This window comes from Mesorhizobium sp. WSM2561 (genome assembly GCF_000513915.1).
Lineage (GTDB): Bacteria > Pseudomonadota > Alphaproteobacteria > Rhizobiales > Rhizobiaceae > Mesorhizobium > Mesorhizobium muleiense.
In genome coordinates, this window is sequence record NZ_AZUX01000041.1 from 12,482 (window position 1) to 34,074 (window position 21,593).

Genomic DNA, 21,593 nt, shown 5'->3' on the forward strand with positions numbered 1-21,593 from the left:
CGTCGCCGAAACAAAAAACAACTCAATCAGTTAACAGGCAAATGTGTGGCAAGGCGTCGCGGAAACGACGCATCTGACGTTATTTGCGCGCAAGCAGCGCCTTGACTAGCTTTTCGTCGACCGCGCCGGTAGGCTTCAGGTCGTTGTCGGTCTGGAAAGCCATGATGGCATCCTTGGTTTTCTGGCCCATCACGCCGTCGTCATTGCCGGCCTCATAGCCGTTCTTGTTGAGAATGCGCTGGATGTTCTGAACGACCTTCTTCATGTCGACGCTGGCAGTCGTCTGCGGCGTGCCGTCCTGCCACGATTCGGGAATATCGGCCGAATTGGCCGCAGGATCGAGCGGCTTTGCCTTCCACAGTTCCGTGGCGGCGCGTGCGCGTTCGAGCTGCTCGGGCCTGAGCGCCTTGGCGATCTCGTCGCGCTTTGCCGCCGCATCCTTGTCGCCGGTCTTGGCGACGAGCGCGAACCATTTGTAGGACTCTTCGAGGTTCTGCTTCATGCCGACCCCCTTCGCCGCCAGGATGCCGAGATTGAACTGGCTGTCCTTGACGCCGAGATCGGCGGCGGCCTGGAACCAGTGCGCGGCCGATTCATTGTCGGTCACGCCGTCCGCCGCCATGGCGAAGAGCACGGCGAGGTTGTGCATGGCGCTGGCGTTGCCCTGCGCGGCGGCGAGCTGGTACCAGGTCTTCGCCTTCTTGACGTCGCGCGCGACGCCGGTGCCCTTCTCGTAGAAGTTGCCGATGCGGTATTCCGCCGGTGCGAAGCCGAGCTCGGCTGATTTCTCGTACCATTTGGCGGCCGCTGCCATGTCTTGCTTGACGCCGCGCGATTCGGCGTAGCGCGAGCCGATCTCGAACAGTGCCTTGGCGTCGCCGCTGGCCGCTGCGTCACGCAAGGCAGCCGGGCCGGCATCGGCTGGAATGTCGATCTTGGCAGTGGCCGCCGCCGTCGAAGCATCCGCGGGCGTGACCGTGCCGGTCATGTCCTGGGTCGCGGGCGTGGCGTCCGGCGCGGTGGCCATTGGTTCGGCGTCCGCAGCCGTCGGGCCCGCAGGTGCCGATGCTGTCACGTTCGCCGCCGCCGGATCGGGCGACGTCGTTGAAGCCATTGGCTCAGGAACAGGCTCGGCCGCGGACCCTGAGTCGGTCGGCGTTTCGGCATCCGCCGATCTTTCGCCATATGACGGCGTGACGATGGCGGCCTGCGCCGGCATGTCGTCCTCGGCTACCGATTCGGATGGCTCTGCCTGCCGGACAGCGTGGTCTGGTGCGCTATCCCCTGCAGTTTCTGTGTCCGTCTTCGGCTCGTTGACGGTACCGATCGATGCGCTTTCCGCTGGCTGCGCGGCCGCCATCGGTGCCGTGTCGTTGCTGGCAATATCGACCGGGTCGGAGACAAAGGCCTTGCCCAATTGCAGGCCGGCGAGCGCCAGCATGACCGCGGCGGCTGCCATCAGAATCGGCTTGCGTCGCGCCTTGAGCAAGTCGCCGATCCTGAGCGCCTTTACCGGCCCCCTCATCGTCGATTGCCGCTTGAGAGCGTCGGCCTCGGCAGCGGCCGCTTGCGCCGCGCGCCTGGCAGCGGCGATGAAGTCGGATTTCGATGCGTCGGCATTGCCGGCCCTGCCGGGCGGGCCGCGTTCGTCGCGCACGCGCTTCATGATGGCGTTGAGGTCAGGTGGGCCGGAGCCGGGCTCCAGCGGCCGGTTGGCAACCTTCGGGTCCAGCGGCTCGTCGAGATCGGCAATCGGTATCTCGACATCAGGCGCGGAGCCGGCAAGCGGCGGAACGATCGTCTCCTTCTTGGCCTTGAAGGCGCGCGCCAGTCCGCCGAGCATCGACTTCCGGCCGCCGGTCGGCTGGCTTTTTTCCGCCGTGTCCGAGCCAAGCGCCGCCATGGCCGCGGCCGCGGCGGCTTCGGCAGGCGTGCGCGTGCCCGGTTCGCTAGGCGAACTTGAGTCATCGCTGATCATGGCAGAGACATGGCTGTCGAGGTCGGCCATGTCTTCCGTCAGCGGCAGTGGCTGGTCGATGTCCATGGACGGCGCGTCACGTACGGCCATCTTTGACGATCGCACGCCGCGCCAGCTGTCCGGCTCGGCCGGCTGCGTATTCAGAAGTTCGCTCACAGCGTCGGTCGGCTCGCCGGTTTCCAGCGAGCCCAGCCGGTCGACGATCTTGAGCAGCGTGTCGTGGATGGCTTCGAAGGTCCTCGAATTGCGCTCGTCGGAACGGCGCGTCAGTGCTTCGAGTGTCTTCAGATCCTGGGCGAGGCCAGAGACGGCCGCCGTGTTGGCACTGGAGCCCGCCAACGAACGGACGGCGCTCTCGGCTGCCTCGCGCGCCGCGCTGAGGATGGAATCGCGGGTGCCAGCCAGCGACTTCTCGATTTCGTTGAGACGAGGGCTGATATCCTCCAATTCCGGCAGTGGCGCGCCGGGTTTCGAAAGGTGCGCCGACAGGCCCGCGACCTGCGCTTCCAGGCTGCGGATCAGGGCCGGGTCGATACCGGCGACTTGTGCCGCCGATGAATCCAGCCGGATTGAAATGTCTTCGAGCCGGCTTTCCAGGCCACGGATCGCGGCTTCACCTGCGTGATCGGGAACGCGCGTCTCCAAGCGCTTGGCCAGCGCGCTGAAGCGGGCGTCGAGGGCGTCCATGATGCCGGCCCCGTCGATCTGCGGCATGCGCTGGTCCAGCCTGTCGGCAACTTCGTCCAGCCGGCGCTCGAGATCGCGAAACAGCACGTTGCCCTGTTCGATCGCGTCGCCCTGGCGGCGCTCCATCATGCCGGACAGCACGTCGAAACGCTGTTCCAGCCCCTGGAAGATATAGTCGGCGTCCGGCATGGCAGGCGCCCGGTCGATCTTGTCGGCAATAAGCGCGATCTGCTTGTCGAGACGCTCCATCGCCTGCTCAGGCAAATTGGCCCGGTTGGCAAGATCGTCGACCCGGCTCGACAGCATGTTGAGGCGGTCGATGATCTCGCCGCTGGGGTGGACTTGCGTCACTTCCTCGATCTGTTCGGCAAGCGAGGCGATCCGCTTCTCGATACGCTCGAATGCTTCGGGGTCGAATGAATTGGCCTGCGCGGCGACGGTCGAGGCGACGATGGCGCGGGAAATCTCGTCCAGCCGCTCGTCGATCATTGCCAATGTGCTGCTGCCGAGACTGTCCTGCTGGCGGGCGAAATGCTCGACCGCGCTGGCAAGCGTGCGGACCTTCTCTTCGAGCGAACGCAGCGACAGCGATTCCGGCAGATTGTTGACGGCATTGCTGATCTGTTCAAGCCGTTCGGTCAGCATCGAAAGACCGGGTGCGTCCGACCGCTGTCGCTGATCGGCATCGACACGATCCTCGAACGCGGTCCAGCGGCGGTTGAACTCGTCCCAGCGGCGGCCGACCGCCTGCACGCTCTCCTCGCGCGCCAATGTGTCGAGCGCGGCCTTGACCTGCTCCAGGTCGAGCCGGAGCATGTTGACGCTTCTGTCGTCGCTCTTTTCGGCCAGGGACTGGATGGCGCCGGAAAGCCGCTCGAACTCGACGCCGAGTTCGGCGCTGCCTCTGCCTCCTGCCGATTGGCCACCCGGCTGGGTACTTGCCTGGAAAGCCCGCTCGATGTCGTCGCGCAGCGCTTCGAATTCGCGCTGCAGGCCGGCGGTCATCTGGTGGCGCAGTTCCTCGCGCAGGCCGCGCAATTCGCCGGCGATCTTGCCGACCACGGCGACGCCGTCTTCCTGGCCGCGCACACGGTCGATGTCGCGGGCGATCGCCTGGTAATTCTGGTCGAAGGCGGCTGGCGCCGGGCTTTTCGGCGGCTGCGCCGGGCGCGGATCCTCATAGGGCCGTGCGCTGGCATAGCGTGGCTCCGCGCTCAGCCGGCGCGGATCGGGACGTTCGCTCAGGTCCTCGCGCGTCCGCTCCAGCCGCTGCTCCAGCGTTTCCAGGGAACGGTTGAGCTGTTCAAGCGTGGTGTGCGGCCTGCGCTGCCGGCCGGCGTTGAGTGTATCGAGATAGGACCGCTTGCTGTTCATCGATGCGCCCGTTCAGTTTCACTGCTGGCTTTATGACCAGTGTTCCCAAAGTCCTGCCGGAAACGAAGGCGGCCGCGGTTTTGCTGCGGTGGACTCCGAAAAACCGTGAAAAATTCGCTACAGGATAAACACGGGGAACCGACATGCGCACATTTCGCCCAACGTGGTAAACAACGCGTTAACCAAGCTTAAGAAGTTACAACGATGTTGACGAGCGCCTGAAGCGCGGCCGAGCCGTGCGCTGGAGGATGCGGCAAAAAGTTCCTCCCGCACGTCGCCCTTGCTTCGTGAGGCGGCTATCGGTATACAATTGACGTAAACGTAAGGGTGCAGATCGTGCCGTTTGCGATTTTGTTTGTTGAAACCACGAGTGGAAGCACGCCCCCGCTTCGACTCAGGCGACGCACGGTCCAGGACCGCGGCGCCACCAGATGGGGAAGCCAGTGACCATGAAACTTGTTTCGCCCGGCGAAGCCGCGGCCAATACCAATGACATGTCCGATAAAGCCGGCGAGGATCTTGTCCGCATCGGCGAGATGGCCAAGAAATACGGAGTAACGCTGCGTACGCTGCGTTTCTACGAGGACAAGGGCCTTCTCAATCCGCAGCGCGACGGCTCGACCCGTCTCTACACGCGCCGCGACAAGGCGCGGCTGAAGCTGATCCTGCTCGGCCGCAAGGTCGGGTTCTCGCTGCGCGACGTCAAGCAAATGATGGACCTCTACGACCCCAGCGGTTCCAACACCAAGCAGTTGCGACTGACGCTCGACAAGTCGGAGAAGCAGCTTGCCCGCCTGCAGAAGCAGCGGGCTCTGATCGACGATGCCATCAACGAGTTGAGCAACTCGATGGCGGCGGTGCGTCAGATGCTGAGCGAACGCTCGGCGCCGCAGGCCAGCGTCGCCGGGTAATTCTCCGCCCGCTTCCGGTGAACGGCCTTCTGGGAGAGAGCCGCGTGGGCCTTGGCTGCGCGGCTCTTCCCTTTGTCTTGCGGCTGCGTCGGGGACGAATATCTTTCAATCTGTTCGGACTGGCTACGGCCAGCGCCGTTACGCTATGAGCGAGTGGCGGGGATAATTTGTCGCATCAAAAAGTTGACGTTTACGCAAACGTCAACTTTTGCTATTCCGACCTGAACATTGGTCCGCATGCCCGTCTGACTTCACATTGGGGGATTCGGGGCCAAGGCCGCATGGTGGAGGAAATGCATGCCGATCTACAGGGCGCCGGTCCAGGACACGCTGTTTGTGCTGAAAGAAGTGCTGGGCTACCAGCGCTATCCCAATCTTCCCGGATTTTCCGACGCGACGCCGGACGTGGTCGAGGCCATCCTCGCCGAGGGCGCCAAGCTCGCTGAAAATGTCATGCAGCCGCTGAACCGCGTCGGCGACATGGAAGGCTGCGTGCGCCATGGCGACGGTTCGGTGACGACGCCGAAAGGCTTCAAGGAGGCCTTCGAACAATACCGCGAGGGCGGCTGGTTGGGGCTGGCCGCACCCGTCGAATTTGGCGGCCAGGGTCTGCCTTACGCGGTGCATACCGCTGTTTCCGAATATATGATTTCGGCCAACATGTCGCTGATGATGTACCCCGGCCTGACGCAGGGCGCGATCGCCGCGATCATTACCCATGGCACCGACGAGCAAAAGGCGCTCTGGTTGCCGAAGCTGGTCGAAGGCGTCTGGACCGGCACCATGAACCTGACCGAGCCGCATTGCGGCACCGATCTCGGCCTGCTGCGCACCAGGGCGGTTCCCAATGGCGACGGCACTTACAGGATCTCAGGCCAGAAGATCTTCATATCGGCCGGTGAGCACGACATGGCGGACAACATCGTCCACCTGGTGCTGGCCCGCATCGAGGGCGAGCCGGAAGGCGTGAAGGGCATTTCGCTGTTCATCGTGCCGAAGCTCAAGCTCGATGCGTCAGGCAATCCCGGCGAGAAGAACACCGTCTCCTGCGGCTCGATCGAGGAGAAGATGGGCATCCATGGCAATTCGACCTGCGTCATGAATTATGACGAGGCACAAGGCACGCTGCTTGGCGAGACGAATGGCGGGCTGAAAGCCATGTTCACGATGATGAATGAAGCGAGGCTCGGCGTCGGCCTGCAGGGGCTTTCTGTGTCGGAGGTCGCCTACCAGAACGCTGTGTCCTATGCCAAGGATCGCCTGCAGGGACGCTCGCTGTCTGGGCCGAAGGCGCCGGACAAGAAGGCCGACCCGATCATCGTCCACCCCGATATCCGCCGCAGCCTGATGACTATGAAGGCCTTCAACGAGGCCGGTCGCGCGCTGGCGCTGTGGACGGCGATCAAGTCCGATATCGCCCACCGCGCCAATGACGACAAGGACCGCCAGGCCGCCGACGACTACACCGGGCTGATGACGCCGGTGGTCAAGGGCGTGCTCACCGACAAGGGTTTCGACCACGCGGTGATGGCGCAGCAAGTGTTCGGCGGGCACGGCTATATCGAAGAGCACGGCATGAGCCAGTTCGTGCGCGATGCCCGCATCGCCATGATCTACGAGGGTGCCAACGGCATCCAGGCGCTCGACCTCGTCGGCCGCAAGCTGGCCTTGAATGGCGGCCGTGCCGTGCAGGCCTTCTTCAAGGAGGTCGGCGAATTCTGCGAGGAGAACCGCACTGACGAGAAGATGGCGCCCTTCACCAAGGCGCTGAAGAAGGGCCTCAACGATCTGCAGGCGGCGACGATGTGGCTGATGCAGAACGGCATGGCCAAGCCCGATAACGCCGGCGCCGCCTCGACCGACTACATGCATCTCTTCGGCCTGGTGGCGCTGGGCTATATGTGGGCGCAGATGGCCAAGGCAGCCGGGGCGAGATTGGAGAATGGCGCCAATGGTTCTTCGGCCTTCTACGGCAGCAAGCTGGTGACGGCGCGCTTCTTCATGGAGCGGATCATGCCGGAAACGTCGGCGCACCTCGCCCGCATCTCCAGCGGCGCCGATACATTGATGGCACTGCCGGCGGAAGCGTTCTAAGCTCGATTTTCCCTCCCCTCAAGGGGGAGGGGGACGTCGGCGCAAGGGAGAAACAGCATGACCAACCCCGCCGAAATCCTTGGCCTTCCCAAACCTGCCTGGGCGGCGGACGAGGTCGGCATGCTCTACGACATGGCGCACCGCTTCATGTCGGAAGAGATCGCGCCGCGCTATGACGAGTTCGAGAAGAACGAGATGGTCGACCGCGAGAGCTGGCTGAAGGCGGGCGCGGCCGGTCTGCTCTGTGCCTCGATGCCGGAGGAATATGGCGGTTCGGGCGGGACGTTCGCGCATGAGAGCGCCATCATCGAGGCGATCGGCCATGTCGGCGTCGACGGTTTTGGCATCGGCCTGCACAATTCGATCGTCGCCCCTTACATCCTCCACTACGGCTCGGAGGAGCAGAAGAAGAAGTGGCTGCCGAAACTGGCCACCGGCGAGCTGATCGGCGCCATCGCCATGACCGAGCCCGGCGCCGGCTCCGACCTGCAAGGCGTCAAGACGCGCGCCGAGCAGGACGGCAACCAATACAAGGTCAACGGCTCGAAGACCTTCATAACCAACGGCCAGCTCGCCAATTTCATCATAATCGTCACCAAGACCGATCCGGAGAAGGGCGCCAAGGGCACCTCGCTGATCGTCGTCGAGACCGACGTGGTGGAAGGGTTCGAGCGCGGCCGCAACCTCGACAAGATCGGGCTCAAGGCCAACGACACGTCGGAACTGTTCTTCAACGATATGCGCGTGCCGACCTCCAATCTGCTCGGCCACGAGGAAGGCCAGGGCTTCGTCCAGTTGATGCAGCAATTGCCGCAGGAGCGGCTGCAGATCGGCACTGGCGCCATCGCCATGGTCGAACGGGCGCTGGCGTTGACCATCGACTACGTCAAGGAGCGCAAGGCCTTCGGCAAGGCGATTATCGATTTCCAGAACACCCAGTTCAAGCTGGCCGAACTGAAGACCGAGGCGACCATCGGCCGGGTCTTCTACAATGACTGCGTCGCTCGCCATATCGATGGTGGTCTCGACCCGGTGACGGCCTCGATGGCCAAATACTGGCTGTCCGACCTGCAGGGAAAAGTCGTCGACGAATGCCTTCAATTGCATGGCGGCTATGGCTACATGAATGAGTATCCGATCGCCCGCATGTTCCGCGACGCCCGCGTCCAGCGCATCTACGGCGGCACCAACGAGATCATGAAATTGCTGATCGGGCGCTCTCTCTGAGAGACTTTCAGCAAACCAAGGAGCAGGAAAATGGCCGAAGCTTATGTCTATGACGCCGTGCGCACGCCGCGCGGCAGGGGCAAGAAGGATGGCTCGCTGCACGAGGTGCCGGCGGTGCGGCTCGGCGCCAAGGTGCTTGAGGCGATCCGTGACCGCAATGGGCTGGACACCGGCGCCGTCGACGACATCATCTTCGGCTGCGTCGATCCGGTCGGCGAGGCGGGCTCTGTCATTCCGCGCGCCGCCGCCTTCGAGGCCGGTTACGACACGAAAGCGCCCGGCATGCAGATCTCGCGTTTCTGCGCCTCTGGCCTGGACGCCATCAATTTCGGCGCCGCCAAGATCGCGCAAGGCGCCGACGAGATCGTCATCGCCGGCGGCGTCGAATCGATGTCGCGCGTCGGCATGGGCGCATCCGGCGGCGCCTGGTTCATGGACCCCTCGGTCGGCCTGCCGGGCTGGTTTGTGCCGCAGGGCATCTCGGCCGATCTGATCGCCACGAAGTACGGCTTTTCGCGCGACGACGTCGACGCCTATGCGGTCGAAAGCCAGAAGCGCGCCGCCAAAGCCTGGGGCGAAGGCCGCTTCAAGAATTCGGTGATCTCGATCAAGGACCAGAACGGCCTGACCATCCTCGACCACGATGAGCACATGCGGCCTTCGACCGATATGCAGTCGCTGGCGGCCCTCAACCCGTCTTTCGTCATGCCCGGCGAAATGGGCGGCTTCGATGCCGTCGCGGTGCAGAAGCATCCCGAGGTGGAGGAGGTCAATCACGTCCACCACGCCGGCAATTCGTCCGGCATCGTCGACGGCGCGGCGGCGGTTCTGCTCGGCTCGAAGAAGGCTGGAAAGTCGCTCGACCTGAAGCCGCGCGCTCGCATCCGTGCATTCGCCAATATCGGTTCGGAACCGGTGCTGATGCTGACCGGTCCGGTCGACGTGACCGAGAAGCTGCTGAAGCGCGCCAGGATGAAGCTGTCGGACATCGATCTGTTCGAGCTCAACGAGGCGTTCGCCTCGGTGGTGCTGCGCTACATGCAGGCTTTCGACATTTCGCACGACAGGATCAACGTCAATGGCGGCGCCATCGCCATGGGCCATCCGCTCGGCGCAACCGGCGCGATGATCTTCGGAACGGTGCTGGACGAACTGGAGCGCCGCGACCTGAACACCGCGCTGGTGACGCTCTGCATCGGCGCCGGCATGGGCACCGCAACGATCATCGAACGCGTCTGACGGGAGAGAGACCGATGAGCTACACCAATTTCACCCTCGACATTGACGCCGATGGCATCGCGCTGGTCACCTGGGACATGCCCGACCGCTCGATGAACGTCTTCACCGAAGAGGCGATGCTGGAGCTGAACGCCATCGTCGACAAGGTGGCGAGCGACGCGTCGATAAAGGGGGCGGTGATCACCTCCGGCAAGGACACGTTCTCCGGCGGTGCCGACATCACCATGCTGCAGAAGATGCTGTCGAAGTTCGCAGCCGATAAAGCCAAGGACCTGGACAAGGCGACCAAGGCATTGTTCGACAATGCCGGCTACATGACCGGCCTGTTCCGCAAGCTGGAGACCTCAGGCAAGCCGTGGGTATCGGCGATCAACGGCACCTGCATGGGCGGCGCGTTCGAGCTGTCGCTCGCTTGCCATGGCCGTGTCGCGGCCGATTCCGACAAGGTCAAGATGGCGCTCCCCGAAGTGAAGATCGGCATCTTCCCCGGTGCCGGCGGCACTCAGCGCGTGCCGCGGCTGACCGACCAGCAGCAGGCGCTGCAGATGCTGACTTCCGGCCAGACGCTGTCGCCGCAGAAGGCCAAGTCGATGGGCCTGATCCATGAGATTGCCGAACCGACGAAGCTGGTCGAAACCGCCAAAGCCATGATCAAAAATGGCTTGAAGCCAGTGGCGCCGTGGGACGAGAAGGGCTTCAAGCTGCCCGGCGGCCCGGTCTATTCGGTGGCCGGCGCCAATCTGTGGCCACCGGCAATCGCCATCTTGCGTCGCGAGACCTATGGCAACTATCCGGCTGCCGCGGCCATCCTGAAATGCGTCTATGAAGGCCTGCTGGTGCCGTTCGACACCGGTTTGCGCATCGAGCAGCGTTATTTCACCGAGATCATGCAGACCAGGGAAGCGGCGGCGATGATCCGCTCGCTGTTCGTGTCGCTGCAGGAACTGAACAAGGGCGCGCGCCGCCCGGCCGGCTTGCCGGAAACCAAGTTCAAGAAGATCGGCGTGCTCGGCGCCGGCTTCATGGGCGCCGGCATCGCCTATGTCACCGCCAAGGCCGGCATTCCGGTGGTGCTGCTCGACCGCGACATGGACGCTGCCGCCAAGGGCAAGGCGCATTCGGACAGCCTGATCTCGGATCAGGTCAGGAAGGGCCGTGCCAAGCCGGAGGACAAGGACAGGCTGCTGTCGCTGATCACGCCGACGGCGGACTATGCCGACCTCACAGGCTGCGACCTGGTGGTCGAGGCGGTATTCGAGGATTCGGGCGTCAAGAAGGACGCCACCGAAAAGGCGGAGGCCGTGCTGAAGTCGGCGGCGGTCTTTGCGTCGAACACGTCCACCATCCCGATCACGTCGCTGGCGAAGAATTCGGCGCGGCCAAAGAACTTCATCGGCATCCATTTCTTCTCGCCGGTCGACAAGATGATGCTGGTCGAAATCATTTTGGGCAAGAAGACGGGCGACAGGGCGCTGGCCACCGCGATCGACTTCGTCCGCGCCATCAAGAAGACGCCAATCGTCGTCAACGACACGCGCGGCTTCTACGTCAACCGCTGCGTGCTGCGCTACATGTCGGAAGCCTACAAGATGCTGATCGAGGGCGTTCCGGCGCCGATGATCGAGAATGCGGCGAAGGCCGCCGGCATGCCGGTCGGCCCCTTGGCGCTGACGGACGAAACGGCGATCGACCTCGCGCAGAAGATCATGAAGCAGACCATGCGCGATCTCGGCGACAAGGCGGTCGACCCGAAGCAGATGGCGTTGATCAACACGCTGGTCGACACGCATGGCCGCTTCGGCCGCAAGAACGGCAAGGGCTTTTACGATTATCCGCAAAAGCCTGCCAAGAAGAAGCTGTGGCCGGGCCTGAAGGATCTCTATCCGCAGTTGGCGCCCGAAGAGGTCGATTATGGGGAACTGAAGCAGCGGCTCCTGGTCACCATCGCGTTGGAGGCGGCCCGGGTGATTGAGGAGGGCATCGTCACCGATCCGCGCGAGGCCGATGTCGGCTCGATCCTCGCCTTCGGATTCGCGCCCTTTACCGGCGGCGTGCTGTCCTACATCGACGGCATCGGCGCGAAGAAATTCGTCAAGATCGCCAAGGGTCTTCAGAAGAAGTACGGCGGCGAGTTCAAGGCGCCGAAGCTCCTGCTCGACATGGCCGAGAAGGGCGAGACTTTCTACGAACGCTTTGATCCCTATGCCAGGAGCGAGGCCAAGAAGGCGGCGTGACGCCGCCTTCGGTGGTGGACAAAATCACGGCCACCGGTTAGAACGGAGAAGGTATTTTTTCCTGTTCGGAAGGAGAGCAAAAGTGCTCTCGCATGACCGCGTATGGGCCGCAATCGATGCTCTCGCCGAGCGCTATTCGCTCTCGGCCTCGGGGCTGGCGAGACGCGCGGGCCTCGATTCGACCGCCTTCAACAAGTCGAAGCGGCTGTCCTCGGACGGGCGGCCGCGCTGGCCGTCGACCGAGTCGCTGGCCAAGATCATCGAGGCGACCGGCGCCTCGCTCGACGAATTCACCGGACTGGTCGAAGGCCGGGGCAAGACCGTTCCCGGATCTCTGCCGGCACAGACGTCATCAGTGCCGCTGCTCGGCTTCGCCCAGGCCGGCGCCGGCGGCTTCTTCGACGATGCCGGCTTTCCCGTGGGGCAGGGTTGGGACCTGATCGAGCTTCCGGCACGGGCGACCGATACCTCCTATGCGCTGCAGGTCCAGGGCGATTCCATGTTGCCGCTCTACCGCAACGGCGACGTGTTGATCGTCGAGCCGGGCGCCGCCACCCGCAAGGGCGACCGCGTCGTCATCAAGACCAATGCCGGCGAGGTAATGGCCAAGGTGCTGGACCGTCAGACGGCGAAGTCGATCATGCTGGTCTCGCTCAATCGCGATCACCCGGATCGCGACATCCCGATGCGCGATGTCGAATGGGTGGCGCGGATTGTCTGGGCAAGCCAGTAGGGGCCGCCGATGCGTCCGGTTCATGCAGCCGCCGCGGTGTTGACGATCCTGGCAATGGGGGCTGCGATTGCCGCCGGTGGCCGCGCCGTGCTGCAGGACGAAAATGGGCGCGTCGCGGCTCGGGCGCAGGCCGGCATCGCGGCGCAATCCCAAGCGCCTGCTACATCAGCAAATCCGCGACCCAAGGCGGCGGTGCCAGAGGCGCATTCCAGGGCCATCGATCCCGAAGTCGTCGCCCCGCCGCCGCTTCAGCCGCAAGAGCTTGAACGGGTCGAGCCCCGCGCGCCGCTGAGTGAGCTGGCGCTGGCCGGACCGCCCAAGCCGCCCAAAACGAAAATGCCCGACGACTGGAACGGGACAAAACTGTTCCAGCCGGTTGCATCGGCCGCCGGTGTGATCGAGGCCAAGGGCTACTCCGTCGCGATTTCCGGCGTCGACATCGTCAGGCAGGACGAAACTTGCACCGACGGCGGCAAGTCCTGGACGTGTGGTACCCGGGCGCGAACGGCGTTCCGTGCCTTCCTGCGCGGTCGGGCGGTGGTCTGCACGGTGCCACCCGAGGGCGGCCGCGACCTGATCACCGCCGAATGCCGCGTCGGCAACCAGGATGTCGGCCAGTGGTTGATCGAAAACGGCTGGGCGCGCGCCGCCAAAGGTGGCCCTTACGTCGAGGCCGGCGAGAAGGCGCGTATGGCGAGGAAGGGCATTTTCGGGCCGGCGCCCAGTCTCTCCGGCCTGCCTCCGGCACCAGCCCCTTTTGCGGCCACAGCGCAGCCGGCGCAGCCGATTCTCGATCCGTCGGCGATGGCTACGCCGCCAACCGATTCGTCGGCTACGCCGCCAACTGACCGGCCAGCGCCTTCTGAATGAGCGCGCGGGTTTCCGCGATGCCGTAGAGCGCGGCGAAGGAACCGAAGCGCGGGCCGCGCTCCTGTCCGATCAAAACCTGGTAGATCATCTGGAAGAAGGCGACGGAGACGCCCGGCCCGCCTTCCGGGCTCTGCTTCGAATGGTCCTGATAGCACTCGATCTTGCGCGCGACGTTGAGGGCAGCATTCTGGATCGCCTCGCCATCGGCATCTGGCGGCAATGCGGCGAGCGCTTCGGACAGTTTCGTCAGCGCCTCGCGCTCGACCGCATCGGCGGCCCGGTACACCTTGGCCGGCTTCACGAAATCGTCGAAATAGCGGATCGCATATTCGGCCAGCCGGTCGAGCTCGGGATGGGTCTTCGGCGTCACGCCTGAGGTGTGGCGCAAAATGAACCCCCACAGCACGTCCTTGTTCTGGGCGTTCGAGGCGCTGACCAGATTGAGCAGCAGCGCGAACGACACCGGCAGGTCGACGACAGGCGGGTTCCCGTCATGCATGTGCCAGACGGGATTTCCCAGCCGCTCCTTCCACTCCTGCCGGCGATAGGCGGACAGAAAGGCGTAATACTCATCCACCGCCTTCGGAATGACGTCGAAATAGAGCTTCTTGGCCTGCCGCGGCCGCTGGTACATATAGAGCTCGAGGCTTTCGGTCGGCGCGTAGGTCAGCCACTCGTCGATGGTCAGTCCGTTGCCCTTCGACTTCGAAATCTTCTGGCCGTTCTCGTCCAGGAACAGCTCATAGACGAAATGCTCGGGAGCGCGCCCGCCCAGGATATTGCAGATACGGTCGTAGATCACCGCATTCGTCTGGTGGTCTTTGCCGAACATTTCGAAATCGACGCCGAGCGCCGCCCAGCGCATGCCGAAATCCGGCTTCCACTGCAGCTTCACCCTGCCGCCGGTTATGGGCAGCGTGGTTTCGGTGCCGTCATCGTCGAAGGTGATCGTGCCGGCCTTGGCGTCGACATGCTTCATGGGGACGTAAAGCACGCGGCCGCTTTTGGGGGAAATCGGCAAGAACGGACTGTAGGTCGCCTGACGCTCCTCTCCGAGCGTCGGCAGCATCACGTCCATGATTTTGTCGAAACGTTCGGCAGCGCGCAGCAGAACGTCGTCGAAACGGCCAGCCTTGTAGTATTCCGTCGCGCTGGCGAACTCATAGTCGAAGCCGAACGTGTCCAGGAAACGGCAAAGCATTGCGTTGTTGTGGTCTGCGAAGCTCGCATAGTCGCCGCCGAAAGGATTGGGGACGGACGAGAGCGGCTTGTGCAGGTGCGGCTCGAGCGCGGCGCGATCGGGGACGCTGTCCGGAATCTTGCGCATGCCGTCCATGTCGTCGGAAAAGCACAAGATCTTGGTCTTGACCGTGTCCCGGGTGAGGACGCGGAAGGCGTGGCGCACCATCGAGGTGCGTGCGACCTCGCCGAAAGTACCGATGTGCGGCAGCCCCGACGGACCGTAGCCGGTCTCAAACAGGACAGTCTCGGGAAAGTCAGCCCCTTTGTAGCGCTCGACGATCTTCCTGGCTTCCTCGAACGGCCACGCCTTGCTTTCGGCCGCTGCCGCAAGCACCTCGGGATTGAGATCGATGATGTTTGATCCCGCCATGTCACTGTTTTCCAAATTATTCGCCGGCATCGCCGCAAGAAGGGGCCGGATGATTTTTTCAACCGGTCTCTAGGCGTGCCTGCCGTGGGCGTCAACGATCGCAGCGCTTTTTCCTTGCGACGTCGGTCCCGCGTTCCTAACTTCGGAGCCCGTTTGAGGAGTTGTTAAATGCCATTGCCGCCGCACGAAGCCCTGATCCATCTGATGGTCATCACCTCCGCGTCCGATCGCGACATGACCGATGTCGAACTGGCGCGGATCGGCGACGTCGTCCGCTCATGGCCGGTGTTCGAGGACTTCGACCACGACCGGCTGGTCGGCGTCGCCCAGGACTGCCAGAAGCTGCTGCACGAAAAGGACGGGTTGGAAGGCGTTTTGGCGCACGTCGCTGAAGCACTGCCCGAGCGGCTGCTTGACACCGCTTACGCCGCAGCCTTCGAGGTCGCGGCCGTCGACCTCGAAATGCGCCTGGAGGAGGTGAGGGTGCTGCAGCTTATCCGTCGCCAGCTCGATCTCGACACGCTCACCGTCGCCGCCATCGCCCGTGCTGCCAAGGCTCGCCTGCGCACGCTGACTTAGATCCAGACCCCAACGGATCAGAAGAAACTGACCGGGCCGGATCAGAAAAAGCTGACCGGGCCGGATCAGAAAAAGCTGACCGGGAAATAGCGCAGATAGAATTCGGCGAAGATGCCCTTCACCGAAATCTCCTGCAGTGCGTAGTCGAACGCTGCGGCCAGCGCTGGATCGTTGGCCCTGGTGGCGATGGCCATGCCCGACCCCAGATATTCGGGCGCCAGATAAGGACCGCCGGCAAAGCGGCAGCAGGCTGCAGCATTCGAACTGCCCAGCCAGAAGGCGAAGCGCATGCCGTCGCCGAAGCCGGCGTCGACCTTGCCGGCCTTGAGACCATCGTAGAGCGCTTCCAGCTGCGCGAACGGAACGACCTGGACGGTGCCGAAATAATCGCGCAGCATCCGCTCATGCGCGGAGCCTGCGACCACGCCGACGCGCTTGCCACGCAGTCTGTCGAAGATAGGCTCCGTGAGCACCTTTGCCTTCGGCATGATGAAGCGCGCCGGAAACTGCAGGTAGGAACGCGAGAAAGCATATTTCGACCGCGACTCCGGCGTGGCGGCAATGCCTGCAATGATCGCTTCGCCTTCGCCCTTCTGCAGCGCCCTTTCGAGCTCGGCCCAAGGCAGCGCCTGGATCTGGCATTTTTCGGCGATGCCGAGTTCGGCGCAGATCGCGCGCGCCAGATCGACGTGGAAGCCGGACAATCGGCCCGCCCCGTCGAGGAAGTTGAACGGCGGGAAATCGGTGGTGGTCAGGAATCTCAGACGTGGCAGCGCGGACAGGTCAGGCTTCGGCAGCCGCTCCTTGGCATCCCACAGCACCGGCACTTGCGGCTCCGCGGCGCGTGCAGCGGTGACCCACTGTGCGCCGGTCATTGCCAGCATCAAGACGATGGTCATCCACCGAATTGCCACGTTCGAACTCCGCCCTGTCCTGTCCTATGTGGCTTTTGGTACGAAAATGCCACAGGCACAACGGTTTTTGATTTCATCACGCCGATTTAGGGCTATGCTTCAGCGAGCTTGCAAACATGTGTGGCGGTCGGCTGGAGGGTAGCCGCAAGCCGCTGCAAACTGAGGGGAGCAGGTTTGTAATCCGGGGTCGAGGGCAAAGTGCGGGTCAAGCACTGGGCCTTTGATCTCAACGCGGGAAGGCAACATGGGGTAGATGTTGCAATGGGCCACTTCGATCGCACACTGGAATTCATAGATCAGCTGCAGCACGCCGATACGGCGGCCGCGGTCTGCGAAAAACTGCTTGGCATAACCTCGGAGTTCGGCTTGACGGCGCTGATGGCCGGAACGGTTCCGCAACCGGGCACGCCAAGAGGCCAGCAAAAGGATCATGTGCTGCTTTGCGAGTGGCCGGGAGAATGGCTGGAGCGCTATGTGGCGCGCAACTATGTCGACCATGACCCCGTTGTCAGCCACATGAAGCAGCTGCAGGCGCCGTTCCAGTGGCGGGAAGCGTCCCAGAGCATCCGCATCGACAAGAGCAGCGGCGAAGTGATGGGCGACGCCGGCGAATTCAAGCTGCGCGACGGATTGGCCTTTCCGCTGATCACGCTCGATGGCCAGATCGTCATGGTGTCGCTGGGCGGCGAGGCCGTCGAATTGTCGGGCGCCGATTTTGGGCTGGTGTCGCTGGTGGCGACCTATGCGATTGGCCGCGCCATGCAGATCCACACGATGGCGGCCAAGACCCTCGACCACCACGTCGAACTGACGCCGCGTGAGCGCGAATGCATGCAATGGGCCGCCGTCGGCAAGTCCGAATGGGAGATTTCACAGATTCTCGGCATTTCGGAACACACATCAGAGAAACACCTTCTTAACGCCAAAAGCAAACTCGGTGCCGTCAACCGGGTGCAGGCGGTCGCGGAAGCGATAAGGCGCGGCTATATTAGCTAGCTCGGCCGTGCCGGCCTAGAAATTCTTGCCTACGTGATCGCGTAATTTCCTCGGGACAGCCCGGCCGTATCTTCCTATTGAACCTAGGAGACGGCAGATGCTTTTTTCCCTTACAACACAGGAACTTATGGAACGTCCCGACCTTTGGGAGGCCGTTCATCGCTTACGCTACAAGATTTTCGTCGAGGAGATGGGGTGGACCGATCTGCAGCGTCCCGACGGCCTTGAGATCGATCAGTTCGATCATGACGAGGCGGTGCACCAACTCGTCATCCGCAATGGCGAGCTCGCCGGTTATCAGCGGATGTTGCCGACAACGCGTGCGCATCTTCTGACCGAGGTGCTGGCGGACCTCTTTGAAGGGACGCCGCCATCCGGGCCGAACGTGTGGGAACTGACCCGCTATGCGGTCGCGCCGGGCTTTCGTGACGGCAAGCGCGGCGTCTCGACGGTCGGCACCGAGCTCATTGCCGGCTTCGTCGAGTGGGGGCTGAAGCGGAATGTCAACCAGGTGATCATCGAGTTCGAGCCGATGTGGGTTCTGCGGGCGCTGCAGTTGCACTTCCTGGCGAAGCCGCTTGGCTACCAGCGCACCTATGGCAACCAGCAGGTCGTCGCCACACTGCTCACCTTCAACGAGCACACGCTTGAGGTGGTGCGGTCGCGTCGCAGTCATTTCGCGCCGGTCCTGGCCAGGGGATATCCCGACAGGCTCGGAATGAGGCAGGCCTCGTGAGAATTGGAGACAGCCATGAACATCCACCCGCAAACAGAGTTCCGCAATCATTCGTTGATCGTCACGGTGTCGTCGGATGACGGCCGGCCGGTGCTGGACGGGCGAGCCTATGAAAGCCTGGCCAGGATCTTCCACGAAGCTGCAATCGACGATGATGTGCGCGTCGTGGTGCTGCGCGGCCTCGCCGGCTGCTTCTGCCTCGGCGGCGATTTCTCCGAGTTCCTCGACGCCACCAAGCATCAACGGTTGATCGCTGCCGTCACCGACATGTTCCGCACGTTGGCGACGTTCCCCAAACCGGTCCTTGCCTGTGTCGACGGCGACGCCGTCGGTGTCGGCTGCACCATCCTGTTCCATTGCGACATGGTGATCGCATCTGACGAAAGCACGTTCCGGGTGCCGTTCGTCGATTTCGGCCTCGTGCCGGACGCGGCGACCAGCATCCTGGCGCCGCAGAAACTCGGTTATGCCGGCGCTTTCCGCTTCTTCTGCCTGGGCGACACGCTCAGTGCCGCGGACGCCAGGATGCTGGGCCTGGTCACGGAGATCGTGGTCGGCGACGTCGAGGAAGCCGCACTTGGCAGAGCCAGGCAACTCGCCAAGAAGCCGGTTGCCGCACTGCTGCAGACGCGCGACCTGCTCAAGGGCGACACAGGCGCACTCTGCGATCGCATCGACCAGGAGATTTCGCTATTTCAGCAGGCTTTGCAGGACGATACCACACTGCGGCGGCTGCAGCGGATTGCCCGGCTGGCGGCATGAGACGTCATTCGGCAGAATGACAGGAATATCCGGAATCGTGCCGCGCGTCCTTGGGGGTGCGCGGCAGCGCTTCAGGCCTGTCTTCCCAGGAACGAAGGCCCTTCCCCGATGATTTTCTTGTCTTCCTTGCCGATGGCGTCGAGATCGCGGCCGTCATAGGGAAGCGACAACAGGATGCGCCGGATGATGGCAAGTCGCGCGCGCCGCTTGTCGTTGGCCTGTATGATGATCCAGGGCGCGAATTCCTTATGGGTGCGTTCGAACATAAGGTCGCGCGCCTTGGTGTAGTCGTCCCACTTGGCGATGCCGGCAATGTCGATCGGCGAGAATTTCCAGTTCTTCAAAGGACTCCAGCGGCGATCGTGAAACCGCTCGAGTTGTGTTTCCCGACCGATGTTCAGCCAGAATTTGAAGAAATGGATGCCCTCGTTGCAGATCATCCGTTCAAAATACGGCGTCTCGTCCAGGAATTTCTGATGCTGCTCCGGCGTGCAGAAGCCCATGACCGGCTCAACGCCGGCGCGATTGTACCAGGAGCGGTCGAAGGTGACGAACTCGCCGGATGTCGGAAAGTGCGCGACATAGCGCTGGAAATACCATTGCCCGATTTCGGTTGGGCTAGGCTTGGTCAGCGCCACGTTGCGCGCTGTCCTGGGGTTCATGTACTGGCGCAGCGCGAAGATTGTGCCGCCCTTGCCGGCGGCATCGCGTCCTTCGAACAGCGACATCACCCGCTTGCCCGTCGATTGCAGCCATGCCTGCGCCTTGACCAACTCGATCTGCAGCCGCTCGAGCGTCTCGTCATACTCGTCGCTTTTCATTTTCTTGTCGTAGGGGTAGCCGCCGGCGGTCAGCTTGTTGTCCTCGATCCAGTCCGGAAGCTTGGGATCCTCGATGTCGAACTCGAACTCCTTGCCGTTGATCCGGATCTTTTGCGGACCTGGAACAGGCGCGGCGGCATCTTCCTTGGGGTTTTTCATCGAGACGAACCTTTCCAGCTTCCGGACTCATGCTATTGGGAGCCTTACTGCATCGGCCCGAAAATCGGAATCGATTTTCGAAAGGAACGATGCAGCAGATTTAGTGATAGCGCCGGTCAGCGGGAATTTTCCAACCTGGCCGGTCGGGGTGGGGACGGAGGCACAGTGCGCGCGAATGGCTGACAGTAGCTGACAATGGCTGATATGGGCGGCGCAGAACAGCGAACCACGGCGCAAGCCGTCGCCACCCGGTTGTGGAACAGCCGCTGGCTGCTTGCGACCGGCATCGTCGTGGTCTTGACGGTCTATGGTTTCGCAAACATGTCCTTCTATGTTGTGCTGCTGGCATGTGCTGTGCTGCTGCTCGCCGCCGCGATGCTGCCGGCCGGCGTAGCGCGCCAATCCGCGGAGGATGCCACGGCGATCGAGGCAGGCGGGCTGCAACAGCTGTCGGGAGAATATCTGGCGGCTGCCGTTGCCGATCCGCTGATCATCTTCGATCGCACCGCGACGATCGTCCATGCCAACGCCGCCGCCTTCGCCGCCTTCGGCGGCATCGCACCGGGCATGTCGCTGTCGCTGAAATTCCGCGCGCCCGAGATGCAGGCCTTGCTGGACAGTATCCTGTCGGGCGCCGCCGCTTCGGACGTCGTCGAATATACCGAAAAGCTGCCGGTCGAACGGGCCTATCGCGTGAGTGCATCTTCGGTCGGCCACGGCACCGACCTCTATGTGCTGGTCTTCAAGGACCAGAGCGAGGCGCGCCGGATCGACCGGATGCGGGCCGACTTCATCGCCAATGCCAGCCATGAGCTGCGAACTCCGCTCGCCTCGATCTCCGGTTTCATCGAGACGCTGCGCGGCCCGGCCCGCAACGACCCGGCGGCGCGCGAGCAGTTCCTGCAGATCATGCACAACCAGACCGGCCGCATGGCGCGCCTGATCGACGACCTGCTGTCGCTTTCGCGGCTGGAGATGAAACCCTATCTGAAGCCGGGAACCGAGGTCGATCTCCGCCAGACCCTCGACAGCGTCATCGATTCGCTGGGTCCGCTTGCGCGGGAAAACGGCGTTGCCATCGAGCGGGATTTCGCGAAAGGACCACTCAATGTGCCGGGGGATCGCGATGAACTTTTCCAGGTTTTCGAAAATCTGCTGGAAAACGCCTGCAAATATGGACAGTCGGGTGGACGTGTCGTGGTGACGATTGCCCACAGCGATGACGGTCCCGAACCCGGCATCGACGTCACCATCCGGGACTTTGGCCCCGGCATTCCCGAGGAGCACATCCCGCGCATCACCGAACGTTTCTACCGCGTCGATGTCGAAAACAGCCGGACCCAGAAGGGCACCGGCCTTGGCCTGTCCATCGTCAAGCATATCCTGACGCGCCACAACGCCAGGCTGTCGATCAAGTCGGAGGTCGGCAACGGCGCAGCTTTCACGGTGCATTTGCCGGTGCACTGACACCTCACTATCTAAGCACGCGCCGGCCCGAGTACCGGAAGACCTTAGGACCACCGGATGCGTGGATACAGGACTTTAGAGCCTACTCTGTGGCCTAGTGGACGCACGTCGCTCTAACGCTTTCTTTTTTCTGTCATCCCGCTAGCGTATCAGCGGGGATTCGAGGAACGACTCGGACCAGAAGACCCGGGAAGGCATCT

The 21,593-nt window shown here is 63.1% G+C and carries 16 protein-coding genes; 12 read left to right on the plus strand and 4 right to left on the minus strand.

Translation table 11 applies throughout. The features are described from left to right. Window positions 1-79 precede the first annotated feature (79 nt). Complete coding sequence (locus M727_RS0126450) at window positions 80-4,039, minus strand: peptidoglycan-binding protein (protein ID WP_027155160.1); 3,960 nt, start codon at window positions 4,037-4,039, stop codon at window positions 80-82. 449 nt (window positions 4,040-4,488) lie between these two features. Between M727_RS0126450 and M727_RS0126455 the strand changes: the two genes are divergently transcribed. The 7 genes from M727_RS0126455 to M727_RS0126485 all read left to right on the plus strand — a co-directional run bounded on the left by M727_RS0126455 (window position 4,489) and on the right by M727_RS0126485 (window position 13,347). Beyond that, window positions 4,489-4,950: a MerR family DNA-binding transcriptional regulator gene (locus tag M727_RS0126455; RefSeq protein WP_023802166.1), complete on the plus strand. Its 462-nt coding sequence runs from the start codon at window positions 4,489-4,491 to the stop codon at window positions 4,948-4,950. Between the two features lie 297 nt (window positions 4,951-5,247). Next, the gene (locus M727_RS0126460) at window positions 5,248-7,044 is read left to right on the plus strand and encodes an acyl-CoA dehydrogenase (RefSeq protein WP_027155162.1); all 1,797 of its coding nucleotides are present in this window, start codon (window positions 5,248-5,250) and stop codon (window positions 7,042-7,044) included. 57 nt (window positions 7,045-7,101) lie between these two features. Further along, window positions 7,102-8,271, plus strand: a complete 1,170-nt coding sequence (locus M727_RS0126465) for an acyl-CoA dehydrogenase family protein (RefSeq protein WP_027155163.1) — start codon at window positions 7,102-7,104, stop codon at window positions 8,269-8,271. Window positions 8,272-8,301: 30 nt separating this feature from the next. Next, complete coding sequence (locus tag M727_RS0126470) at window positions 8,302-9,510, plus strand: acetyl-CoA C-acetyltransferase (protein WP_023802169.1); 1,209 nt, start codon at window positions 8,302-8,304, stop codon at window positions 9,508-9,510. 14 nt (window positions 9,511-9,524) lie between these two features. Next, window positions 9,525-11,744, plus strand: coding sequence for a 3-hydroxyacyl-CoA dehydrogenase NAD-binding domain-containing protein (locus M727_RS0126475; protein WP_027155164.1), 2,220 nt, complete (start codon window positions 9,525-9,527; stop codon window positions 11,742-11,744). Between the two features lie 82 nt (window positions 11,745-11,826). After that, entirely contained in the window at window positions 11,827-12,477 is a 651-nt protein-coding gene (locus M727_RS0126480; protein ID WP_027155165.1) for a helix-turn-helix transcriptional regulator, read from the plus strand. Window positions 12,478-12,486: 9 nt separating this feature from the next. Beyond that, window positions 12,487-13,347, plus strand: a complete 861-nt coding sequence (locus M727_RS0126485; protein ID WP_027155166.1) for a thermonuclease family protein — start codon at window positions 12,487-12,489, stop codon at window positions 13,345-13,347. Here the strand turns inward: M727_RS0126485 and M727_RS0126490 are convergent. Next, the gene (locus M727_RS0126490; RefSeq protein ID WP_027155167.1) at window positions 13,310-14,959 is read right to left on the minus strand and encodes a lysine--tRNA ligase; all 1,650 of its coding nucleotides are present in this window, start codon (window positions 14,957-14,959) and stop codon (window positions 13,310-13,312) included. The genes M727_RS0126485 and M727_RS0126490 overlap by 38 nt on opposite strands. A gap of 168 nt (window positions 14,960-15,127) precedes the next feature. On the opposite strand from M727_RS0126490, the gene M727_RS0126495 reads away from it, so the two are divergent. Beyond that, on the plus strand, window positions 15,128-15,538 hold the full coding sequence (locus M727_RS0126495) for a tellurite resistance TerB family protein (RefSeq protein WP_027155168.1): 411 nt from the start codon (window positions 15,128-15,130) through the stop codon (window positions 15,536-15,538). Between the two features lie 65 nt (window positions 15,539-15,603). On the opposite strand, the gene M727_RS0126500 is transcribed toward M727_RS0126495, so the two are convergent. Then, window positions 15,604-16,437 (minus strand): transporter substrate-binding domain-containing protein, encoded by an 834-nt coding sequence (locus tag M727_RS0126500; RefSeq protein WP_084646898.1) that lies wholly within the window; start codon window positions 16,435-16,437, stop codon window positions 15,604-15,606. Window positions 16,438-16,713: 276 nt separating this feature from the next. On the opposite strand from M727_RS0126500, the gene M727_RS0126505 reads away from it, so the two are divergent. From M727_RS0126505 to M727_RS0126515, 3 genes are all read left to right on the plus strand, one after another. Further along, window positions 16,714-17,448: a LuxR family transcriptional regulator gene (locus M727_RS0126505; RefSeq protein WP_023802176.1), complete on the plus strand. Its 735-nt coding sequence runs from the start codon at window positions 16,714-16,716 to the stop codon at window positions 17,446-17,448. A 97-nt stretch (window positions 17,449-17,545) separates the two neighbouring features. After that, on the plus strand, window positions 17,546-18,184 hold the full coding sequence (locus tag M727_RS0126510; RefSeq protein ID WP_027155170.1) for an acyl-homoserine-lactone synthase: 639 nt from the start codon (window positions 17,546-17,548) through the stop codon (window positions 18,182-18,184). 15 nt (window positions 18,185-18,199) lie between these two features. Then, complete coding sequence (locus tag M727_RS0126515) at window positions 18,200-18,946, plus strand: enoyl-CoA hydratase-related protein (RefSeq protein WP_084646899.1); 747 nt, start codon at window positions 18,200-18,202, stop codon at window positions 18,944-18,946. Window positions 18,947-19,017: 71 nt separating this feature from the next. Here M727_RS0126515 and ppk2 read toward each other — a convergent pair whose 3' ends face one another. Continuing rightward, window positions 19,018-19,926, minus strand: coding sequence for a polyphosphate kinase 2 (ppk2, locus tag M727_RS0126520; protein WP_027155172.1), 909 nt, complete (start codon window positions 19,924-19,926; stop codon window positions 19,018-19,020). A gap of 195 nt (window positions 19,927-20,121) precedes the next feature. On the opposite strand from ppk2, the gene M727_RS0126525 reads away from it, so the two are divergent. After that, window positions 20,122-21,393: an ATP-binding protein gene (locus M727_RS0126525; RefSeq protein ID WP_027155173.1), complete on the plus strand. Its 1,272-nt coding sequence runs from the start codon at window positions 20,122-20,124 to the stop codon at window positions 21,391-21,393. Window positions 21,394-21,593 lie beyond the last annotated feature (200 nt).